The following is a 19,110-nucleotide window of genomic DNA, read 5'->3' as shown; positions in this document are numbered from 1 at the left end:
GTGTCTCCTTTGACGTCACTCTAGCCAGTGAGCGGGTGTTGTGGCCGACGACGGCGGACGCCGCCGGCGTCGTCGGGTTGGGGGAACCCGGGGGTCCGGGCGGATCGGTGGATTAGGCGGTGCGCCTGGTGGGGGCGACAACCTTGATGACCGCGGAGTCATCGGCGGCAGCGAGCCCCTGGGCCTGGCCCAGCAGGTACAGCTGTTCGGCGGCGGCGGCCACCGGCGCGGCGAGTCCGGCCGCCCGCGTCGCCTTGCCGACGATTCCCATGTCCTTGACGAAGATGTCAAGGCGGCTGAGGACTTCAGCGCCGCTTTCCGCGTAGGCCTGAAGGATGCGGGGACCGCGGTTCGAAAGCATAAAGGACCCGGCGGCGCCGGCTTCCAGGGCCGCCAGCGTCTTGGCCTGGTCCAGGCCGAGGGCGTCCGCGAGCGCCATCGCCTCGGCCGCGGCGGCGATGTGGATCCCGCAGAGCAGCTGGTTGACGGTCTTGAGCGCCTGGCCGTCACCGGGTTTGTCCCCCACGATGGTCAGGGTGGAGGCGAGCAGTTCCAGAACGGGCCGGGCCGCTTCCAGCGCCTGCGGCTCGGCACCGACGACGATCAGCAGATCGCCTTCGCCGGCACGCTGGGGTCCGCCCGAGAGGGGCGCGTCAACGAGGGAGACGCCGTATTCGGCGAGCCGGGCAACGGTGGCGGGGATGGCGTCGGTGCCGACGGTGCTGCCGAGGATGACGACGGCGCCAGGCTTGAGCACCGGGGCGACCCCGTTGTCGCCGAAGAGGACGTCGTCGAGCTGCTCGCCGTTGCGCACCGCCAGGAGCAGCGCGTCGGCCCCCTCCGCTGCCGCACGGGCGGAGGCGAAGGTCCGGACCCCGGCGTCTTCGGCGAGGCGCAGGCGCGGCTCGGCGATGTCGAAGCCGTGGACGGTCAGCTGGGAGGCCAGGCGGGTGGCCATGGGCAGTCCCATGGCGCCCAGACCGAGGACGGTGACTTGGTAGTTCATGGTTTCTCCGTTGAAAGGGTGTTGTTGGGTTAAGGGGCAGCTGGGGAGAAGGTGTTGCTGAGCTTGCGGGTGACCTGGGCGAGGGATTCGTCGTCGCCCACGTTTCCGGCGAAGACGACGTAGGGGATGCCCTTGGCCGGACCGTCCACCGGCTCCCACAGGCTGACGATGCCCGGCAGCATGGGGCCGCGGACGATCGCGTGGCGGATTTCCAGGCCCAGGGCGGCCACGTCCGAGGAGGTGATGCCGCCCTTGGCGATGACAAAGCGCGGCGGGTAGGTCTTGAGGGTTCGGTTCACCACGGCGACGACGGCGGCGGACACCGTGCGGGCAATCCGCAGGCTCTCCGCGGCGTCGTCCGTTTTGATGAGCAGCCGGCTGGTGTGCAGGATGACGTCGGCGCTGTGCAGGGACTCCACGACGGTGCGGACGATGCCGTCCAGGTAGTCCTCGGACGAGCCGCCCAGGAGCTTCTCCACGTCGATTTCGACGATGCGGGCGGCGCCATGCTGCTCGACGAGTGCCTTGAGCTGGCGGGTGGTCACGCCCACGTGCGAACCGACGACGATCAGGCCGCCGGCGTCTGAGGGGGTGTTGCCCGCGTAGGCCTCCTCGCCGCTGAGCTCGGGACGGATGTCCTGGCCGATGCGGCCGCGCACGAAGGGCGGCCCCACACGGTAGAGCAGCTTCTTGCCGCGGCGCTCGGCTTCCTCGAGGCCCAGGGCGAGGGCACGGAAATCGTTTTCGGTGACAATGTCGGCGACGATCGGGGTGGAGTGCGTGGCCGCGTCGATGGCGTCGGCGATCGCCTTGGCCGAAACCTCGGGGTCACCGTCCGGACCGGCGGCGCGGATGACGTCGAGGGTCAGTACGATCACCGACTTCGCAGGGAAGCGGCCCCCGGACTTCTCTTCGACATACTTGGCCAGTTCGGAGTTCGCGAAGCCGAAGCTCGCGTCCCTGGCGAACTCCGTGTCCGCCACGGGGGTAAGCCGGCCTTCGTTCGTGCCGGTGCCGCGCATGAAGTGCACGCCGCCGATCGTCACGCGCCCCGCGTCGGGGAACGCGGGCACGATCACCACGCCGTCCGTCGCCTCGCCGCTGGCTGCTGCGATGGTGGCCGCAATCGTGTCCGGCTCGAGCGGGTAGTGGCCGCGGAGCGTGGAGTCGCTGCGGCTGACGAACCCAAGGCGCAGCTTGGAACTGACACCGGGTGAACCGGCACCACTGGAACTGACACCGTCGGCCAGGAGCTCGGCCGCCGCCAGGGCGTTACGGACCACTTCCTCATTGCGGACGGCCGCCTCGGCGGGGTCCAGGCTGCGGGTGTTGGTCAACACGTAGACGGCGTCCGGGCGGCGGCCATCGATCCGGTGCGTGAACGCCCAGCTGAAGTCTTCGATATCCCAGCGGGTAAGGACCGGCAGGTTCGCGACGGACTGGGTGCCGGTCGGGTCGTCGTCGAGGACCACCAGGATGCGGGGTGACGCCCCGGACGCGGCGGCGAGGGCGCCAGCGACGGTCCGCGCGGGAATCCGGACCTCCGCCGGGAAGGCGGCCAGCACGTCGGCTTCAAAAGGCTCTGCTTCAAAAGGCTCTGCTTCAAAGGGCACTTGCACTCCATTGTGGGAACTCTGCGGCGATGTGATGATTTGTAAGATGTCTGACATCTAACATTTGACTGCTAGTGTGGCACACGGCACAGAGGCGCGCAAGTAGACTGGTCAGTCAGGTAACTCGGTGACGGCGGATGGGGAAAATTGGCTAGGAAATCGTTGGTCGGCGTCGTGGCAGATGAACTGCTGGACCGCATCATTGCCGGCGAATTTCCGCCCGGGGCGTCCGTCCCCGGCGAGCTGGAGCTGAGCGCCCGCCACGACGTGAGCCGGATGACGGTCCGCGAGGCGATGAAGACCCTGGAAGCCCAGCAGATCCTGAGCGTGGAGCGTGGCCGGGGAACGTTTGTGAACCCGCTGAGCCGCTGGGCCTCACTGGAAGCCGTGCTCCGGGCGGCCTCCGAGGGCGAGAATGACGCCGCGGCAGCCGTCCAGCTGATCGAACTGCGCCGGATGCTGGAAACGGGCGCCTGCGAGCTGGCAGCCGGCCGGATCGGCGAGGCCGACCTCACAACCCTGCGCGGGCAGGTGGAATCGATGCGCGAGGCACATGAGAAGCACGACGTCGCGGCGTTCGTTGCGGCGGACCTGGCCTTCCACGACCTGATCCTGCGCGCGTCGGAGAACGTTTTTGTGGCTGTCTTGTTCGCGCCGCTGCATCGGGTGCTGGAAAAGCGGCGGACCCAGACCTCCGAGGTGCGCGAAATCCAGGCGCACGCGATCGGGCATCACCGCAAGATCGTAGAGGCACTGTCGACGCGAGATCCGCACCGGGCACGGGACGCGATGGACGCCCACATGCGGCAGACCCTGGACGACCTCAAGGCCTACGTCCTGGCAGAACCCCGGGCCTGACCGGCCGGGTCACAGCCTGCAGGAATCAGGCGAGCGAGAGGAAAAGCTTCTCGAGCTCGGCCCGGTCCAGGCTGGGATCCTCCTGCTGCATGCACTGCTGCAGGCCGGTGGCGATAATGGAGAAGCCGGCCTTGTCCAGGGCGCTGGAGACCGCGGCAAGCTGCGTGACGACGCTCTTGCAGTCCCTTCCTTCTTCAATCATGCGCGTGACCGCGGCGAGCTGGCCCTGGGCGCGGCGAAGGCGGTTGATAACGGACTTCATGTCAGTGGGATCGAGTTCCATGGGTGGCCTCCCGGAGTAAATGGATTCCTTTCCATGGTATACCCCCCTTGGTATTTCGCATACCCCCGGTGGTATGCCGGAGGGTGCCCTGACGCGAAAATCCCGCCCGCTAGGGGACGTAAGTACCTAGCGGGGGCGTGGATTCCGGCGTAATGCTGGGGATGTGAACGCGGCCAGCTTCATCAATCCGGCAGACGCTCGAAAAGGTGCCACCACCACCGGCTCCGGGCCCTGGAAACGCTACGTCGCCCTGGGAGACTCCTTCACCGCCGGCCTCGGCGATCCCGAGCCCCTGAACCCCGGCGGGATGAGGGGCTGGGCCGACCGGATCGCCGAGGAATTCAGTGCAGCGCGAAACGATTTTGCCTATGCCAACCTGGCCATCAGCGGCCTCGTGCTGCAGCAGATCGTGGACCAGCAACTCGGCCCGGCGATCACCCTGAAACCGGACCTCGTCACACTCTCCGCCGGCGGCAACGACCTGGTCTTCCACCGCCGCGATCCGGACCGGCTGGCTGCCAGCCTCGATGACGCCGTGGCGGCGCTCTCCGCCACGGGGGCGACCGTCGTGCTGTTCACCGGGCCGGACTGGGGGGATACCCCGGTCTTCGGCCACATCCGCGGCAAGGTGGCGGTCTTCAACGAGAACATCCGGACCATCGCCGCCCGGCACCACGGCGTCATCGCCGACTTGTGGACCCTGCGGCAGCTGAGCGACCCCAGGATGTGGGACCCGGACCGCCTGCATTTCTCCCCGCTCGGCCACCATACGATCGCCGGAATGGTGCTGGACACGCTGCACGTTCCGCACACCCTGGAGCCGCTGCAACCCAAGCCACTGCCGGCCGGCAACTGGCGCGCGACCCGGGCGGACGACCTCGCCTGGGCCACGCACTACCTGCTGCCCTGGATGATGCAGCGTGTCCGGCCGCGCGCCGGCAACGGTCCGCCCGCCCCGAAACGGCCCGAGCCGGGCCCGGTCTTCGGCTGGCCGGGCAATGCGGGCCGCCCCTAGTCCGCCCGCGATCTGTCGGCTACTCTGCAGGGACGGCCCCGGCCGGAGACTGCAGACCGATGACGATCACGAGGAGCGAAGTTGTCTAATCACACCTACAGCATTTCTGAAATTGTCGGAACCTCGAATGAAGGCGTCGACGCCGCCGTCCGCAACGGCATCGCGGAGGCCTCAAAAACCCTGCGGAACCTGGACTGGTTCGAGGTCAAGGAGATCCGCGGGCACCTCGAGAACGGCCAGGTAGCCGACTGGCAGGTGACGATCAAACTCGGGTTCCGGCTGGAGCGTTAACGTCCGGAAGGACCGCCCATGCAGTACAGCCAATTGGGCCGCTCGGGCCTGAAGGTTTCCCGCCTCTGCCTGGGCACCATGAATTTTGGGCCGCAAACAGAGGAGTCGGCCGCCCACGCGATCATGGATGCCGCGCTGGACGCGGGCATCAATTTCTTTGACACGGCCAACGTCTACGGCGGCTCCAAGCACCGGGGCTGGACCGAGGAAATTCTGGGCCGCTGGTTCGCCAAGGGCGGCGAGCGCCGGGAGCGGACGGTGCTCGCCACCAAGGTTTACGGCACCATGGAGGACCGGCCCAACGAATCCAGGCTTTCCGCCCTGCACATCCGCCGCGCCCTCGATGCGAGCCTGAAGCGCCTCGCGACCGACCACATCGACCTCTACCAGTTCCACCACGTGGACCGGAACACCCCGTGGGAAGAGATCTGGCAGGCCGTGGATGTCGCGGTGCAGCAGGGCAAAATCGTGTATGCGGGCAGCAGCAACTTCGCCGGCTGGCACCTGGCCCAGGCGCAGGAGGCCGCGGCCCGCCGGAACTCCTACGGCCTGGTCAGCGAGCAATCCATCTACAACCTGCTGACCCGTGACGCGGAACGCGAGGTGGTTCCGGCCGCGCAACACTACGGCCTGGGCATCCTGCCGTGGTCCCCACTGCACGGCGGCCTGCTGGGCGGGGTGCTCAAAAAGGAGGACGACGGCGTCCGTCGCACCCAGGGCCGCGCATTGGAGGCCCTCAAGAAGCACCGGAACCAGATCCGCCGCTATGAGGACTTCGCGGACGAGCTCGGCCAGGAGCCCGGGGTGCTGGCACTGGCCTGGCTGTTGCACCAGCCCGCCGTGACGGCGCCCATCGTCGGCCCGCGCACGCCGGAGCAGCTGGGCGCCGCTCTCGCGGCCCTTGCGCTGAAGCTCGACGCGGCGGCCCTGACGCGACTGGATTCAATCTTCCCCGGCCACCGGACCGCCCCCGAGGACTACGCCTGGTAGGCCCTGACTCGGCCTGCCCCGGGCCATGTTGGTACGTTCTCCGGACGCGGAATGGGCTAAATTCCCCCGCCAATTCAAGGATTTGCGAAAATTATCGGCGCGCCGAGTGGCGTTTTGATAGTAAGCATGATTAGTATTTAGGCAGAAGGATGAAGCGCACCCGGCAACCCGGGTGTCTCCTCAACGAAAGAGAAGGGCCGATAAAAATGGGTTTTTTCGCATTTCTGATTCTGGGTCTTATTGCCGGCGCAATCGCTAAGGCTATCCTGCCGGGCCGTCAGGGCGGTGGCTGGGTCATCACGCTGATCCTCGGCGTCGTGGGCGCCCTGCTGGGCGGCCTCATCGGTAGCGCACTTTTCGGCACCGGACTGCAGGAATTCTTCTCGCTGACGACGTGGCTGCTGGCGATCGGCGGTGCGATCATCGTACTGCTGGTCTACGGCATGATCACCAAGCGCTCGCACCGCTAAAACGGAGCGACCGGAAAACCGGCCCCGGGATTATTTCCCGGGGCCGGTTTTTTGGCACCGGACAGTATTCGAATACGACTTCCAGAGCACCAAGAGCAGGAGTACAGCATGAAAGCCAAACTTCTTTTCGGCACCGGACTCGCAGCAGGTTACGTCCTTGGGTCCCGCTCGGGGCGGGCCGCCTACGAAAAACTCAAGGCCAGGGCAGCAGGCCTCTGGGAAAGCCAGCCGGTCCAAGACAAGGTGGCCGCCGCGGCTGAGGCGGTCAAGGAAAAGGCCCCCGAGGTTTCCAGCCAGCTGACCGAGGCCGCACGCCGCGCAGGCACTGTGATCAGCTCCGCTGTCCGCCGGGACGACGCGGCATCCGGAACGTCCGGCGGCGCCCACGCGGCTGCGACAGCGGCGGCGGACGCCCCCGCGGATGTCGCCTCGGATCCGGCCCTGAACGACACGACCGGTCAGGACTGGTCCGATGAAGGCGGCGCTACGCCCGCCGGGCCGGCCACCAACGTGGACCCGGAGAAGCACTGACGGATCCGGGCATCGGAACCCTCAGCGCGGAGTTCCGGCCGCGGGGCCGGCCAGGACGCTGCCAAGCACCACGGTGGCATCCAGTTTCCGTGAGCTGAAAACACGTCCGGAGAGCCCGTTCCCGGCAAGGATCCCGACAGTCTGCGGCGCTTGCCGCCGGCTCGTCTCGATCAGCAGGTGGCCGCCCGGCGCCAGCCATTCCGGCGCCGCGGCGGCCACTCGCCGTTGCAACTCCAGCCCGTCCGGGCCTCCATCCAGGGCAACACGCGGTTCGTGCAACCGCGCCTCTGGCGGCATGGTTCCGATCATTCCCGACGGGACATAGGGCGCATTCACGGCCAGGATATCCACGCGCCCGCGGAGCCGTTCCGGCAGCGGGCCGTACAGATCGCCTTCGTGGACTGCGGCGCCCAGCGGCTGCAGGTTGCGCCGCGCACAAGCCGCCGCAGCGGGGTCGACGTCGGCGGCGTGCAACTCCAGCGGCCCGGCCGTTGCGGACAGCGCGGCCCCCACGGCCCCCGAACCGCAACACAGGTCCACCACAACAGGCGTCCCGGCCGCCCCACGCGCCTGCAGGAGCCGGGCTGCCAGCCGGACAAGGTACTCGGTGCGACGGCGTGGGACAAACACCGCGGGGTCGACCTCGATGCGGAGGCCACAAAACTCCGCCCACCCCAGCACGTGCTCCAGCGGCAGCCCCGACACCCGCCGCCGGACCAGCGACTCCAGCTCCTCGGCGGTGGCCGCGGCGGCGACCAGCAGGGCAGCCTCATCCTCGGCGAACACGCAGCCGGCGGCGCGGAGCCGGCCGACGACGTCGGGGCGCTGCGTGGGGATTGTCTGCATGAAATGACTCCCTTTCCGCCGCGCGTGCCGGCAGCAGGTCCTGGAAGCCCCATGCTATCCAAGCCGCGCCCAGACACCCCTGCGATTGTGCTGGAAAATCGATGTGCAAGCGCTGGCTCGGGCGGGGTGCCGGCGGCAGCCGGAGGAAACGCGGAGGGCAGGCAGGCACGAATCCGTGCCTGCCTGCCCTCCGCGTTCGCGGTTTCGGATTCCTAGCCGACCAGCCGGAGCGGCGGGACGGGCCGGGAAAGCTTGGTGGCCAGCTTCTCGGCCGCGGCAGCCGAGGGCCGGGCCGCGGGATCCATCGCGGTCATGGCCGTCAGCAGGGACACCCAGCCCGTGCCGAGTTCGCTTGGGATAGCAGGGCCCCGCAGCGTGCGGGCCACCAGCGACTCGACCGGCGTCCCGGGATAGGCCTTCACGCCGGTGAGGCACTCCAGCAGCACCAGCCCCAGCGCGTAGATGTCGCTGGCAGCCAGGACGGGCTGCCCGGCCGCCTGCTCCGGGCTCATGTAGTGCACGGTTCCCGAAGAATCGCCGGGTTCCGGCTGCGCGCCGGCCGCCGTGGCAATGCCGAAGTCGGCGAGCCGCACGGAGCACCGCCGCAGCTCACTGAGCAGGATGTTCGCCGGCTTGATGTCTCGGTGGACCAGCCCGCGGCCGTGCACGTGCCCGAGCCCGGACAGCGCGGCGGCAGCCCAGCCGGCGACATCCTCCGGGGCGCAGGCGCCGCCGCGGATCCGCTCGGCCAGGCTTCCGCCGTAGGCAAATTCTTCAACCAGGAACGGACGTCCCGCCCACTGGTCTCCGCCGGGGACAGTGCCCGCGGCGATGAAACGGACGACGGCGGGGTGGTCCAGCGAGGCGAGCATGCGTGCCTCGGCACGGATCCGGCTGGCGTCCTTCTCGGCCGGCCCCTCGGCCACCTTGATGGCTACCGGGCGGTCATTGGAAAGGTCAGTGCCCCGGAAGACGGTGGCGGTTGCGCCGCGGCCCAGGAGTTCGTGGACCAGGAAACGCCCCTCCGGGGCGTCCGGCAGCGGCAGGATCTTGGCGTCGAGGCCGGCCGCGGCGGGGACAGCGGCGGCCGGGACGGCGGAGGGAAGTGCCACCGCCGCGGCTGGAGCCGCACTCACGAAAGTGCGAGCAGCGCGTTGGAGGTATGGACGATGCCATCGAGCTGGAATCCGCAGGAGCAGCGCCACACGGGCGGAAGGTCGGCGGAGCCGTTGCCGGCGTCGAACGAATAAACGGACATGGCGTCCCGCACCGGCGCCGTCCACTCCATCGGCGTACCGCAATGGCTGGGCGCAGGGCTCGCCGTATTCAGGGGCAGCGCGGGCGCGACGGCGCCCGGCTCTGCGGGTGACCGGGGCGCAGCCAAGGGGGCCGCACCGGCTCCCGGGGTTCCGGTGATCGTCAACAACTCAGTCACGACTCCTCCACGCACACGATTATCTGACACAAGTAGTAAGCATACATATCACTAGCCGGACTAGCTAGTTGTCGAGGCTAGATACTTGTGCACCGTCCTGCGCGGCGGGCTCAGGGGTGTTCCGACTGCCCGTCGAGGGCTTCGGTCATGCGGCGGAGGAAGCCCACGATGATGCGGCTTTCCTCGGCGCTCAACAACTCGGCAACGGCCAGCATCCGGCGGTGCATTTCACCAAGGGTGGCGCGGACCTCGGAGTCGGTGACGGCGGTCGGGACGATCACTAGGGAGCGCCGGTCCGTGGGGTGCGGCTCGCGGCGGACGTGGCCGCTCCCGACGAGCCGGTCAATCAGGGAGGTGGTGGAGGCCGTGGTGATGCCCAGGGTGCGGCTGAGGTCTTTCGGCCCGACCCGCTCCCCCGTGGCCTGGGCACGCAGCAGGTACCGCAATGCCAGCAGGTCCGTCTCGCCCATGCCCATGGAGTCCCGGGTGGAACGGCGGGTGGCCACCTCGGCGGCCCGGTAGCTCCTCAAGGCGTGCAGCACGGCCGCCGGGGCATCTAGGCGCTCGTCGGGACCGTACCAGTACCCTGAGCTGGAGGCGCTGTCGGAGTTCATCCGTCAATCCTAGCCTGACTTATTACTAGACGAACTTGCAATGGATGGCATTGACTCCATCAATTGGAAAGTTGTCTAAGGCCATTGACGGTGGTCTCCCCTAGGGCCATCATTTTGCCTAGACGACGCTGGGGCGCTGTGGCACTAGGAGCCGCGCCGTGGACAGGCAACCGTTCGAAAGTTCATTTGAGGGGCCCTTTCCGGGAGTCGATCCCGACGCAGGTCCCCGCAGCGACAACACCGCAGTGAGGTCCCGGCCATGATGGCCGCGATGCTGCGCCTGGTTCTGCAGTTCCGGTTGCTGGTGCTGGCCGTGGCCGCCGGGATCCTCGCTTTTGGACTCACGACCCTGCCGGGCATGGCAGTGGACGCATTCCCCGAATTCGCCCCGCCCCAGGTGGAGATCCAGACCGAGGCCCTCGGCCTGTCGGCGGCGGAAGTCGAACAGCTGATCACCTCGCCGATGGAGGCCGACCTGCTCAACGGCGTGGCGTGGGTGGAGGCAATCCGCTCCAAGTCCGTCCCGGGCCTGTCCTCGATCCAGATGGTCTTCAAGCCCGGCACGGACCTGTTCCGCGCGCGCCAGCTGGTCTCGGAGCGGCTGACCCAGGCCCGCGCGCTTCCAAACGTGTCGGCAGCACCCGTGCTCATGCAGCCGCTCTCATCGACCAGCCGGGTCATGATGATCCGGCTGACCTCCACCGACATGTCGGCCATCGACATGTCGGTGCTGGCCCGCTGGACCATGAAGCCCGGGCTGCTTTCCGTGCCCGGCGTCGCCAACGTGGCCATCTGGGGCCAGCGCGACCAGCAGCTGCAGGTCCTGGTTGACCCGGCACAGCTGGCAGCCAAGGGTGTGACGCTGGACGAAGTCATCAAGACCACCGGCAATTCCGTCTGGGTATCGCCCCTGAGCTACCTCGAGGCCTCCACCCCCGGCACGGGCGGCTTCTTCGAAACCGGGCACCAGCGGATCGGCGTCCAGCACGTCCTGCCGATCGCCTCCCCCCAGGACCTGGGCCAGATTCCCATCGAGGGGCCCAACGGCAAGCTCCTCCTGAAGGACGTCGCCACGGTCGAAACCGACCACCAGCCGCTGATCGGCGATGCCCTCCTGAGCAAGGAAGCCGAGCTGCTGCTGGTCATCGAGAAGTTCCCCGAGACCAACACGATGGCCGTGACGAAGGGCGTCGATGAGGCCCTCAAAGCCCTCCAGCCCGGCTTGCCGGGCGTCAAGATCGATAGCACCGTCTACCGGCAGGCGTCCTTCATCCAGGAGGAAGTCGGTACCCTCGGCATCGCCCTGCTGATCACCCTCGTGCTGATCGTGGCCATCTTCGGTGCGTTCTTCCGCTCGTGGCGCACCGCCGTCATCAGCCTGATCACCATTCCGGTGTCGCTGTCCGCGGCTGCCCTGCTGCTCTACGTGCGCGGCGCCGGAATGAACACGATGGTCCTCGCCGGGATGGTCCTGGCCCTGGCCGTCATCGTGGGCGACGTCGCCGAGGACCTCAACGGCCTCGCCAGGGCCAACAGGATTCCCGCCGGCCCCGGCCCCCGGGGCAGAGAGTGGAGGGAAGCCCTGATCCCTGAGGCCATGCGGTCGGTACGCACGCCGATGCTCTACTCGCTGATGATCATGGCGCTGGCCGTCATTCCGGCGTTCTTTGTGGCCGGCGAAAACGGGGCGCTGTTCGGCCCGCTTGTCCTGAACTATCTCTTGGCCCTGGTCATCGCCATGGTCGTGGCGCTCACGGTCACGACAGCGCTGGCCTACTACCTGCCCGCAGGGTCCGCGCCCCGCCCGGAACGCCGCGCCCTGGCCCGGTTTGAGGGCGGTTACGACGGTCTCGTGTCCCGCGTGACCGCAAAGAGCCGGTGGGTCTTCGCCGCCGCCGCTGTGGTGGCGCTGGCCGGCCTTGCCCTGGCACCCCAGCTGGCCGGGTCACGTCCCGTGGTGCCCGTCCTGGCCGACAAGACCCTCGTCGTGCACTGGAGCGCGATGGCCGGAACCTCGGACCAGGAAATGAGCCGGATCACGGAAGCCGCCGCCGGCGAACTGCGCGCCCTCCCGGGGGTCGCCAACGTGGGCGGACACGTCGGCCGCGCGGTCACCTCGGACCAGGTCGGCGACGTCAGTTCCGGTGAGCTGTGGGTCACCGTTGCCCCGGACGCGTCCTACGCCGACACTGCGGCCGCCATCGGGCAGGTCGTTGCCGGGTACCCCGGCCTGACCAGCAAGGTATCGACCTACCCGCAGGAGCGCATCGACCAGATCCGCGAGGCCGGCGACAGCGGCTTCGGGGTTCGGGTCTACGGCCTCGACACTGCGGTCCTGCGGCAGAAGGCGGCAGAGGTGCAACGGATCCTGGAGCACACCGCGGGCGTCGTGAACCCCCACGTGGATGCCCCGGTGGAACAGCCGATCGCAGAGGTCAAGGTGGACCTCGCCGCAGCGCAGAAAGCCAGCATCGTTCCCGGCGATGTCCGACGCGCGGCAGCGGCGCTGCTGCAGGGCATCGAAGTCGGAAACCTCTACGAGCAGCAGAAGGTCTTCTCGGTGATCGTGAAGGGGGCGGCGTCCACGCGGAACAGCCTCGACAGCGTCCGTGACCTGATCATCGACACCCCCAACGGCGGCCACGTCCGCCTCGGCGACGTTGCCCAAGTCACGATGGTGGGCAATGAAGCCGCCATCCTGCATGACGACACCTCACGGCGCATCGACGTGAAGGCGGACATCCAGGGCCGTTCCGTCAGCGATGTGCAGCAGGACGTCAACAAGAGCCTGCAGCAGATGCAGTTCCCGCTCGCCTACCACGCCGAGGTCCTGGCCCAGTACGCGCAGCTGCAGGGCAACTATCAGTGGCTGTGGCTCCTGGCCGCCATTGCGGCGGCCGGCGTGCTGGTGCTGCTGCAGACGGCAGCCGGAGGCTGGAAGCTCGCCGCCATGATCTTCCTGGGCCTGATCCTGTCCCTGTCCGGCGGAGTGCTGGCCGCCCAGGCCACAGGCTCCGTCAATTCGCTGATTTCGCTTGTCGCCTTCGCGGCCGTCCTGGGCATCGCCGCCCGCGGCGCCTTGCTGCTGCTGGGCCTGGTCCGGAGCCTGCGGGCCGAGGACAGCACGGCGTCGTGGCCGGATCTGGTGCTTCGGGGCGCACGGGAACGGCTGGGACCCACCCTCATGACGTCCGTGATGACCGCCGTGGTCCTGCTGCCGCTGGTCTTCTTCGGCGGTGTGACCGGCACGGAGATCATCCTGCCGCTCGCCGTGATCATCTGGGGCGGGTTGCTGACGACGACCCTCTTCATGCTGTTCGTTATGCCCGCCGTCCTGCTCCGGTTCCAGCCGAAAGAAGCACTGAGCCCCCTCGCCGGCAGCGGTTCCCTTGGCCGGACCGAAAGTCAGGATGCGTCATGAACCCGATCCCTTCGCCACGGCGCCGCACGCTGGCCGGCCTGGTCATTGCCGCCGTCCTGGCCCTTGGTGCCGCAGGCTGCGCCCAGATCGAGGAGGCCGCCCCGGCCAACGGCGACCCCGCCGTCCTCGCGGAGGTTCCGGGAACGGATCTGCACCGCATCACCCTGACCGAGCGCGCCGTCGAGCGGGTCGGCCTCAAAACGGATGCCACAGCCACGGATCCGCAGACCGGGAAACTGAGCGTCTCCTACTGGGCCATCCTGTACGACAGCACCGGCAAGACCTGGGTCTACACGAACCCCGAGGCCCGGGTCTACGTCCGCCAGGCCGTCACCGTCGAGCGGATCAACGGCGCCGTCGCGCTGCTGAGTGACGGTCCTGCCGCCGGCACCGTGGTGGTCACCACGGGAGCCGAGGAACTGTACGGCGCAGAATTCGATACGGCGCACTGACATGCGCTGGCTCATCGGCATCAGCCTGAGGTTCAGAACCATCGTCGTGGCCTTGGCCTGCGCGGTCATGTTGCTCGGCTCGCTGCAGCTGGGCTCCGCATCAGTGGATGTCTTCCCCGAATTCGCCCCTCCCCGGGTGGAAATCCAGACCGCCTGCCTGGGATTGACCGCGGAGGAAGTCGAGCAGCTGGTCAGCGTCCCGATCGAGGCGGCGGTGGGCGGCATGCCGGGCCTGGATGAGCTGCGGTCCAAGTCGGTGCCGCAGCTGTCCTCGATCGTGCTGATCTTCCACCAGGGAACGGAACTGCTCAACGCCCGCCAGCTGGTGTCGGAGCGGATGGCTGCCGTGACGGCGGCGCTGCCCACCTGGGCGGCCCCGCCGGTGATGCTGCAGCCGCTGTCTGCCACGAGCCGGGTGATGAAGATCGGCATGACCTCCGCGGACCGGTCCCTGATCGAGATGTCGATGCTGTCCTACTGGACCATCCGGGCACGGCTGCTCCGGGTTCCGGGGGTGGCCAATGTAGCCATCTGGGGCGAACGCCTCCAGATGCTGCAGGTGCAGGTGGAACCGGACAAGCTCAAGGCTCAAAACGTCTCACTCAACCAGGTCATGGAGGTCACGGCAGGAGCCCTCGACGCCGGGCTGCTGAAGTATTCCCCGGGACGGTTCATCGGTACGGGCGGCTTCATCGACAGCCCGACCCAGAGAATGGGGGTCCGCCACGTCCAGCCGATCCAGACGCCTGCCGACCTGGCCCAGGTCACCATCCGGGAGAAGGACGGTGTGGCACTGCATCTGGGCGACGTCGCCCAGGTGGTCGAGGACCACCAGCCGCTGATTGGGGATGCCGTCATCAATAACGGCCACGGGCTCATGCTGATCGTCGAGAAGCTGCCGTGGGGCAACACCCTGGACGTGACCAAGGGCGTGGAGGAAGCCCTGAAGGAGCTCCAGCCCGGGATGAGCGGGATCAGCTTTGACACCACCATCTTCCGTCCGGCGAGCTTTGTCGAGGAGTCCATCTCCAACCTCAGCACCGCCCTGCTGTTGGGCTGCCTGCTCGTCGTCCTGATTCTCGGCGCCTTCCTCTTCCAATGGCGTACCGCCCTGATCAGCCTGATTGCCATACCGCTCTCGCTGCTCACGGCGGCCCTGGTCCTCTATTTCACCGCCAGTTCGATCAACACCATGGTCCTGGCCGGGCTGGTCATTGCCGTCGGCGTGGTGGTGGACGACGCGATCATCGACGTCGAAAACATCATGCGCAGGCTGCGGCAGCACCGCGCCCGGGGCAGCGACGCGTCGGCCGCTTCCGTGGTCCTGAAGGCTTCCCTCGAGATGCGAAGTCCGATCGTGTACGCGACGCTGATCATTGTGGTCGCCGCCGTGCCGATCTTCTTCCTGGACGGGCTGACCGGCGTCTTCTTCCGGCCGCTGGCCATCACCTACACCCTGGCCGTCCTCGCCTCCATGCTGGTGGCCCTGACCGTGACGCCGGCTTTGGCCCTCATCCTGCTGGGGAACGCAAAGTTGGAAGAGCGGGACCCCCCGCTGGTCCGGGTGTTGAAGCGCGGCTACCACGCCGTGCTGTCCCGGGTCATGAACCGTCCCCGCTATGGCTATGCCGGCTTCGCCGCCCTCGCCGCCGTGGGCTTGGCGATTACCCCGCTGATGGGCTCGTCGCTGTTCCCGACGTTTAAGGAGCGGGACTTCCTGATGCACTGGATCTCGCAGCCGGGAACGTCGGCGGAGGAGGAATACCGGATCTCGCAGCGCGGGTGTGCGGAGTTCCTCAAAGTGCCCGGCGTCCTGAACTGCGGCACGCATATCGGGCAGGCGTTCGCGGCCGACGAGATCGTGGGCGTCAACGCCGGCGAGCATTGGATCAGCATCGACCGCCATGCCAACTACGACGAGACGCTGGCTGCCGTCCAGGAAGTCGTGGACGGCTACCCGGGGCTTCACCGCGACGTCCAGACCTACCTGAAGGAGCGGATCGAGGAGGTCCTGACCGGGGCCAGCGAGCCGATCCTGGTCCGCGTGTTCGGTGACGACCTCACTGTGCTGCGGGAACAGGCGCAGCGGGTCAAGAAGGTCCTGGATGACATTCCGGGCACCGATGAAGCCCACGTGTCCCTCGAGGTGGAGGTCCCGCAGATTACCGTCACGGTGGATCTGGCCGCCGCGCAGAAGTACGGGCTCAAGCCCGGGGATGTGCGGCGGGCAGCGGCGACACTGGTGGCCGGCGAAGAGGTCGGGGACGTCTTCCGGGACGGTCGGGCCTACGACGTCCAGGTCTGGAGCACCCCGGCGACCCGCTCCAGCGTGACCAGCATCGAGGACCTGCCGATCGATACCCCCGGCGGACAGCGGGTCCGGCTGGCCGACGTCGCAGCCGTCAAACTCCAGGCGACGCCGAACCAGATCGACCGCACCAACGGATCCCGCCGGGTGGAAGTGGGATCGTTCCTCGACAAGGGCGCAGACATGGGGGTGGTGGTTGGCCAATTGCAGGACCGGCTGGCCGCCCTGGAGCTGCCGCCCGGCTACAGCGTCCAGTTGCTGGGTGAGTTCACCGAGCGCGAGGCCGCGACGAACCGCCTCATGATCTTTGCGCTGGCGGCCCTTGCCCTGATCCTGCTGCTGCTGCAGACCTCCTTCCGCAGTTGGCGGCTGGCATTCCTCTCGCTGTTGACGCTGCCGATCGCCCTGGTCGGCGGGGTGATGGCCGCCTACATCTCGGGCGGGGTCCTGTCGCTGGGATCGGTGGTCGGGTTCCTGACGGTGATGGGGATCGCGGCGCGGAACGGCATCCTGCTCATCAACCACTGCCAACACCTGGAAAAGAACGAGGGCCAGGCTTTCGGCCGTGCCCTTGTGCTCCGCGGAGCCGGGGAACGGCTCTCGCCCATCCTCATGACCACACTGGCCACCGGGCTGGCCCTGGTGCCGCTCGTGGTGATGGGAGCCGTTCCGGGCCACGAAATCGAACACCCCATGGCCGTCGTCATCCTCGGCGGCCTGGTCACTTCAACCCTGCTCAACCTGTTTATTGTGCCGTCGCTCTATCTCCGTTTCGCCAAATCGAAGAAGGAACGTCTGGCCGCCATGCCAGAGGCCGCCGCTTAGTACCCGACCCCCCGGCGATTCCCCACAAAGAAGAGGACAGATCGATGTTTAGTAAGCAACGCGCCGCATTAGCGTGCCTCATCGCCCTCCCGATGTCGTTTCTGACCGGGAGCCCCGCCGTGGCCGGAACGGCCGACTGCGGGCCGGGCTCGATGCCCGATGTCAAGGCCGCGGACTTTCCCTCGCACCCCGAGATCGACAACAAATGGCTACCCATGGAACCGGGTACGAGGTCCGAATTCTCCGGCACCGTCACAGACCTCAGCTCCGGAACGCCGGAGACCCACGAACACCGCGTGGTGTCCATCGTGACCGGGCTGACCAAGAAGATCGACGGCGTGCGGACCGTGGTCCTGTGGGACAGGGATTACTCCGACGGGGTCCTCGCGGAGTCGGAGCTGGCATTCTTCGCCCAGAACCGGCACGGCGACGTCTGGCTGCTCGGTGAGTATCCGGAGGAGTTCGACGCCGGCAAGTTCACCGGCGCCCCCAACACCTTCATCTCGGGCCTGGACGACGCGCACGGCGGCATCGCGATGCAGGCCCATCCCCGGGAAGGAACGGACGCCTACACGCAGGCGTCGGCACCCTCGATTGACTTCCTCGATTGCGCGCAGGTGGTGGAGCGCAAAGGTTCAACGGTGAAGATCGACGAGTTCAACCCGCTCGACGGCGCGGCTGCCGGCCACCAGCAGAAGTACTACCGTTCCGGCGTCGGAAGCTACAAAGTAACCGCCTCCGGCGGGGACAGCCAGGAAGTCCTGAACCTTGACAAGACGGTCAAGCTGGACGCGGGGGACCTGGCCCGCGTCAACGACCGGGCGAAGGCGCAGGACCGCCACGGCTACGAGGTCAGTCCCGACATCTACGGGCAGACCCCCAAGGCCGTCGAACATTAGCGTCCCCCGCTCCGGTCCGGGACGCACAAAAACCCCCGGCTTCCTGTCGCCAGGAGGCCGGGGGTTTTTCCACTCTTCGCTAAAAGAGTGGGCCCTGTGGGGATCGAACCCACGACCCACGGATTAAAAGTCCGATGCTCTACCAACTGAGCTAAAGGCCCCAGCCGACAGCTACCAACAGCGAAAAATCCGCCCTTGACAGACACGTCGGCCCATTCCATTTCTGGACGTTAACACTGTACCCCAGACGCAGGCGCCCTTTGTCACACGGGCCGACACGCCGCCGTCACATGGCTGCTGCGCCGACGTCGCGCAGCGGAGATCCATGCTCGATTCCCGGAATGCACAGGAGTAGCGTGGGGGCATGAGCGAGCAAGCAGGAGCCAGCAGCCCCGGACCGCACCGTCACCACAAGCCGAAGCCCTTCGCACCGATCGACTTCGAACCGTTCGCCGGTGGTGCGGATCCCGCCCGCGTCTCCGAGGCAGCCCACCTCGCAGCACAGGCGCTCGTGCGCCGCGGACGGGACAGCGACGACCCCAAGATCACCAAGCGGCTGGTCAAACTCGCCGACGAACAGGGCCTGGATGCGATCGCCGAAATGTGGGCGGAGAGCCCGGCACGCTCCCTCCCGGGCGCCCTCTGGCGGCTCTACGCCCTGCGTGCCGCCACGATCCGCGATCCCGAACGGATTTCGGTCTACTTCAAGGCCGGCAAGGACACCGCGCAGGTATCGCACGTGGTGGCAGGGGCGGCCGAGCCTCCGGGCGCCGAGGAAATGAAGTCGATGGCGGACGCCATCCTCTCGGGCGCGTTCGACGGCGAGTTCGACGTCGCGCTGGAACGCTCGGCCGCGTTCTGCCGGGTGGTGGCGCTGGGCCAAGCCACGCTCGCCGACGGCGTCGACCACAGCAACGCGAACCATGCGAGCAAGCTCACCCGGAACTCGCATCTCCTGGTCAAGACCGCAGAGGACCTCGAACACGCGGCCAACGCCTGGCGGCTGGGCGAGCTGGACTGACTCACCCGGCGCCGTCCGCGGGCGCCGCGCGACGCCGGAATAGGACCATTTAGACCCCTTTCGCGGCACTGTCAATACGCACGCCGGGCCCCCGCTGTCAATGTTGACTTGGGCCTGACGACGTAGAAAACTAAAGGCGGTGTCGAACCGCGAAACCCCCGGGCTTCAACAATTAGCCGCCTAGAGCGGCCTACCGCCGAGAGGCGTATCCGGTTCGGCACCATTTTCATGC

Annotated in this window: 18 protein-coding genes and 1 tRNA gene; 11 read left to right on the top strand and 8 right to left on the bottom strand. The window is 67.6% G+C overall.

What is annotated here, in order from left to right:
• Positions 1-112: 112 nt before the first annotated feature.
• Together FFF93_RS00905 and FFF93_RS00900 are read right to left on the bottom strand one after the other, a co-directional pair.
• Positions 113-1,006, bottom strand: a complete 894-nt coding sequence (locus FFF93_RS00905) for an NAD(P)-dependent oxidoreductase (protein WP_138767744.1) — start codon at positions 1,004-1,006, stop codon at positions 113-115.
• 29 nt (positions 1,007-1,035) lie between these two features.
• Positions 1,036-2,619 carry a four-carbon acid sugar kinase family protein gene (locus FFF93_RS00900; protein WP_261375230.1) on the bottom strand — a complete coding sequence of 528 codons (1,584 nt, stop codon included), beginning with the start codon at positions 2,617-2,619 and terminating at the stop codon, positions 1,036-1,038.
• A gap of 147 nt (positions 2,620-2,766) precedes the next feature.
• On the opposite strand from FFF93_RS00900, the gene FFF93_RS00895 reads away from it, so the two are divergent.
• The gene (locus FFF93_RS00895; protein ID WP_138767746.1) at positions 2,767-3,477 is read left to right on the top strand and encodes a FadR/GntR family transcriptional regulator; all 711 of its coding nucleotides are present in this window, start codon (positions 2,767-2,769) and stop codon (positions 3,475-3,477) included.
• Between the two features lie 25 nt (positions 3,478-3,502).
• On the opposite strand, the gene FFF93_RS00890 is transcribed toward FFF93_RS00895, so the two are convergent.
• Positions 3,503-3,760 carry a metal-sensitive transcriptional regulator gene (locus FFF93_RS00890; RefSeq protein WP_138767747.1) on the bottom strand — a complete coding sequence of 86 codons (258 nt, stop codon included), beginning with the start codon at positions 3,758-3,760 and terminating at the stop codon, positions 3,503-3,505.
• 163 nt (positions 3,761-3,923) lie between these two features.
• Here FFF93_RS00890 and FFF93_RS00885 point away from each other — a divergent pair, with 163 nt between their 5' ends.
• From FFF93_RS00885 to FFF93_RS00865, 5 genes are all read left to right on the top strand, one after another.
• Positions 3,924-4,775 (top strand): SGNH/GDSL hydrolase family protein, encoded by an 852-nt coding sequence (locus FFF93_RS00885; RefSeq protein ID WP_395858403.1) that lies wholly within the window; start codon positions 3,924-3,926, stop codon positions 4,773-4,775.
• An 81-nt stretch (positions 4,776-4,856) separates the two neighbouring features.
• Positions 4,857-5,066, top strand: coding sequence for a dodecin (locus tag FFF93_RS00880; protein ID WP_138767748.1), 210 nt, complete (start codon positions 4,857-4,859; stop codon positions 5,064-5,066).
• Between the two features lie 18 nt (positions 5,067-5,084).
• Entirely contained in the window at positions 5,085-6,056 is a 972-nt protein-coding gene (locus FFF93_RS00875) for an aldo/keto reductase (protein ID WP_138767749.1), read from the top strand.
• Positions 6,057-6,262: 206 nt separating this feature from the next.
• Positions 6,263-6,526, top strand: a complete 264-nt coding sequence (locus FFF93_RS00870) for a GlsB/YeaQ/YmgE family stress response membrane protein (protein ID WP_138767750.1) — start codon at positions 6,263-6,265, stop codon at positions 6,524-6,526.
• Between the two features lie 108 nt (positions 6,527-6,634).
• A complete protein-coding gene (locus FFF93_RS00865) occupies positions 6,635-7,057 on the top strand; it encodes a hypothetical protein (protein WP_138767751.1) in 423 nt (140 codons plus the stop codon).
• A 21-nt stretch (positions 7,058-7,078) separates the two neighbouring features.
• On the opposite strand, the gene FFF93_RS00860 is transcribed toward FFF93_RS00865, so the two are convergent.
• The 4 genes from FFF93_RS00860 to FFF93_RS00845 form a co-directional block, all read right to left on the bottom strand.
• Positions 7,079-7,903, bottom strand: a complete 825-nt coding sequence (locus FFF93_RS00860) for a putative protein N(5)-glutamine methyltransferase (RefSeq protein ID WP_138767752.1) — start codon at positions 7,901-7,903, stop codon at positions 7,079-7,081.
• Positions 7,904-8,115: 212 nt separating this feature from the next.
• Positions 8,116-9,015, bottom strand: a complete 900-nt coding sequence (locus FFF93_RS00855; RefSeq protein ID WP_261375229.1) for a serine/threonine-protein kinase — start codon at positions 9,013-9,015, stop codon at positions 8,116-8,118.
• A gap of 20 nt (positions 9,016-9,035) precedes the next feature.
• On the bottom strand, positions 9,036-9,338 hold the full coding sequence (locus FFF93_RS00850; RefSeq protein ID WP_138767753.1) for a hypothetical protein: 303 nt from the start codon (positions 9,336-9,338) through the stop codon (positions 9,036-9,038).
• A 110-nt stretch (positions 9,339-9,448) separates the two neighbouring features.
• On the bottom strand, positions 9,449-9,952 hold the full coding sequence (locus tag FFF93_RS00845; protein ID WP_138767754.1) for a MarR family winged helix-turn-helix transcriptional regulator: 504 nt from the start codon (positions 9,950-9,952) through the stop codon (positions 9,449-9,451).
• A 259-nt stretch (positions 9,953-10,211) separates the two neighbouring features.
• On the opposite strand from FFF93_RS00845, the gene FFF93_RS00840 reads away from it, so the two are divergent.
• From FFF93_RS00840 to FFF93_RS00825, 4 genes are all read left to right on the top strand, one after another.
• The gene (locus FFF93_RS00840; RefSeq protein WP_261375227.1) at positions 10,212-13,373 is read left to right on the top strand and encodes an efflux RND transporter permease subunit; all 3,162 of its coding nucleotides are present in this window, start codon (positions 10,212-10,214) and stop codon (positions 13,371-13,373) included.
• On the top strand, positions 13,370-13,825 hold the full coding sequence (locus tag FFF93_RS00835) for a hypothetical protein (RefSeq protein WP_138767755.1): 456 nt from the start codon (positions 13,370-13,372) through the stop codon (positions 13,823-13,825). The genes FFF93_RS00840 and FFF93_RS00835 overlap by 4 nt, the downstream gene beginning before the upstream one ends.
• A gap of 1 nt (position 13,826) precedes the next feature.
• Positions 13,827-16,958 carry an efflux RND transporter permease subunit gene (locus tag FFF93_RS00830; RefSeq protein ID WP_138767756.1) on the top strand — a complete coding sequence of 1,044 codons (3,132 nt, stop codon included), beginning with the start codon at positions 13,827-13,829 and terminating at the stop codon, positions 16,956-16,958.
• 92 nt (positions 16,959-17,050) lie between these two features.
• On the top strand, positions 17,051-17,857 hold the full coding sequence (locus tag FFF93_RS00825) for a hypothetical protein (protein WP_261375225.1): 807 nt from the start codon (positions 17,051-17,053) through the stop codon (positions 17,855-17,857).
• A gap of 88 nt (positions 17,858-17,945) precedes the next feature.
• Here the strand turns inward: FFF93_RS00825 and FFF93_RS00820 are convergent.
• Positions 17,946-18,018: transfer RNA gene (locus FFF93_RS00820), tRNA-Lys, on the bottom strand.
• 203 nt (positions 18,019-18,221) lie between these two features.
• Here FFF93_RS00820 and FFF93_RS00815 point away from each other — a divergent pair.
• Positions 18,222-18,878, top strand: coding sequence for a hypothetical protein (locus tag FFF93_RS00815; RefSeq protein WP_138767757.1), 657 nt, complete (start codon positions 18,222-18,224; stop codon positions 18,876-18,878).
• Positions 18,879-19,110: the final 232 nt, after the last annotated feature.

Source organism: Arthrobacter sp. KBS0702 (genome assembly GCF_005937985.2).
In the GTDB taxonomy this organism is placed as follows: Bacteria; Actinomycetota; Actinomycetes; order Actinomycetales; family Micrococcaceae; genus Arthrobacter.
This window is presented reverse-complemented; position numbering and strand designations above follow the sequence as displayed.

What these genes read in the sequence shown, in the direction of transcription:
- FFF93_RS00815 (WP_138767757.1), top strand. Translation starts at nt 18,222, where the DNA reads ATGAGCGAGCAAGCAGGAGCCAGCAGCCCCGGACCGCACCGTCACCAC.
- FFF93_RS00845 (WP_138767754.1), bottom strand. Translation starts at nt 9,952, where the DNA reads ATGAACTCCGACAGCGCCTCCAGCTCAGGGTACTGGTACGGTCCCGAC.
- FFF93_RS00890 (WP_138767747.1), bottom strand. Translation starts at nt 3,760, where the DNA reads ATGGAACTCGATCCCACTGACATGAAGTCCGTTATCAACCGCCTTCGC.
- FFF93_RS00875 (WP_138767749.1), top strand. Translation starts at nt 5,085, where the DNA reads ATGCAGTACAGCCAATTGGGCCGCTCGGGCCTGAAGGTTTCCCGCCTC.
- FFF93_RS00905 (WP_138767744.1), bottom strand. Translation starts at nt 1,006, where the DNA reads ATGAACTACCAAGTCACCGTCCTCGGTCTGGGCGCCATGGGACTGCCC.
- FFF93_RS00835 (WP_138767755.1), top strand. Translation starts at nt 13,370, where the DNA reads ATGAACCCGATCCCTTCGCCACGGCGCCGCACGCTGGCCGGCCTGGTC.
- FFF93_RS00830 (WP_138767756.1), top strand. Translation starts at nt 13,827, where the DNA reads ATGCGCTGGCTCATCGGCATCAGCCTGAGGTTCAGAACCATCGTCGTG.
- FFF93_RS00865 (WP_138767751.1), top strand. Translation starts at nt 6,635, where the DNA reads ATGAAAGCCAAACTTCTTTTCGGCACCGGACTCGCAGCAGGTTACGTC.
- FFF93_RS00840 (WP_261375227.1), top strand. Translation starts at nt 10,212, where the DNA reads ATGATGGCCGCGATGCTGCGCCTGGTTCTGCAGTTCCGGTTGCTGGTG.
- FFF93_RS00825 (WP_261375225.1), top strand. Translation starts at nt 17,051, where the DNA reads ATGTCGTTTCTGACCGGGAGCCCCGCCGTGGCCGGAACGGCCGACTGC.
- FFF93_RS00860 (WP_138767752.1), bottom strand. Translation starts at nt 7,903, where the DNA reads ATGCAGACAATCCCCACGCAGCGCCCCGACGTCGTCGGCCGGCTCCGC.
- FFF93_RS00870 (WP_138767750.1), top strand. Translation starts at nt 6,263, where the DNA reads ATGGGTTTTTTCGCATTTCTGATTCTGGGTCTTATTGCCGGCGCAATC.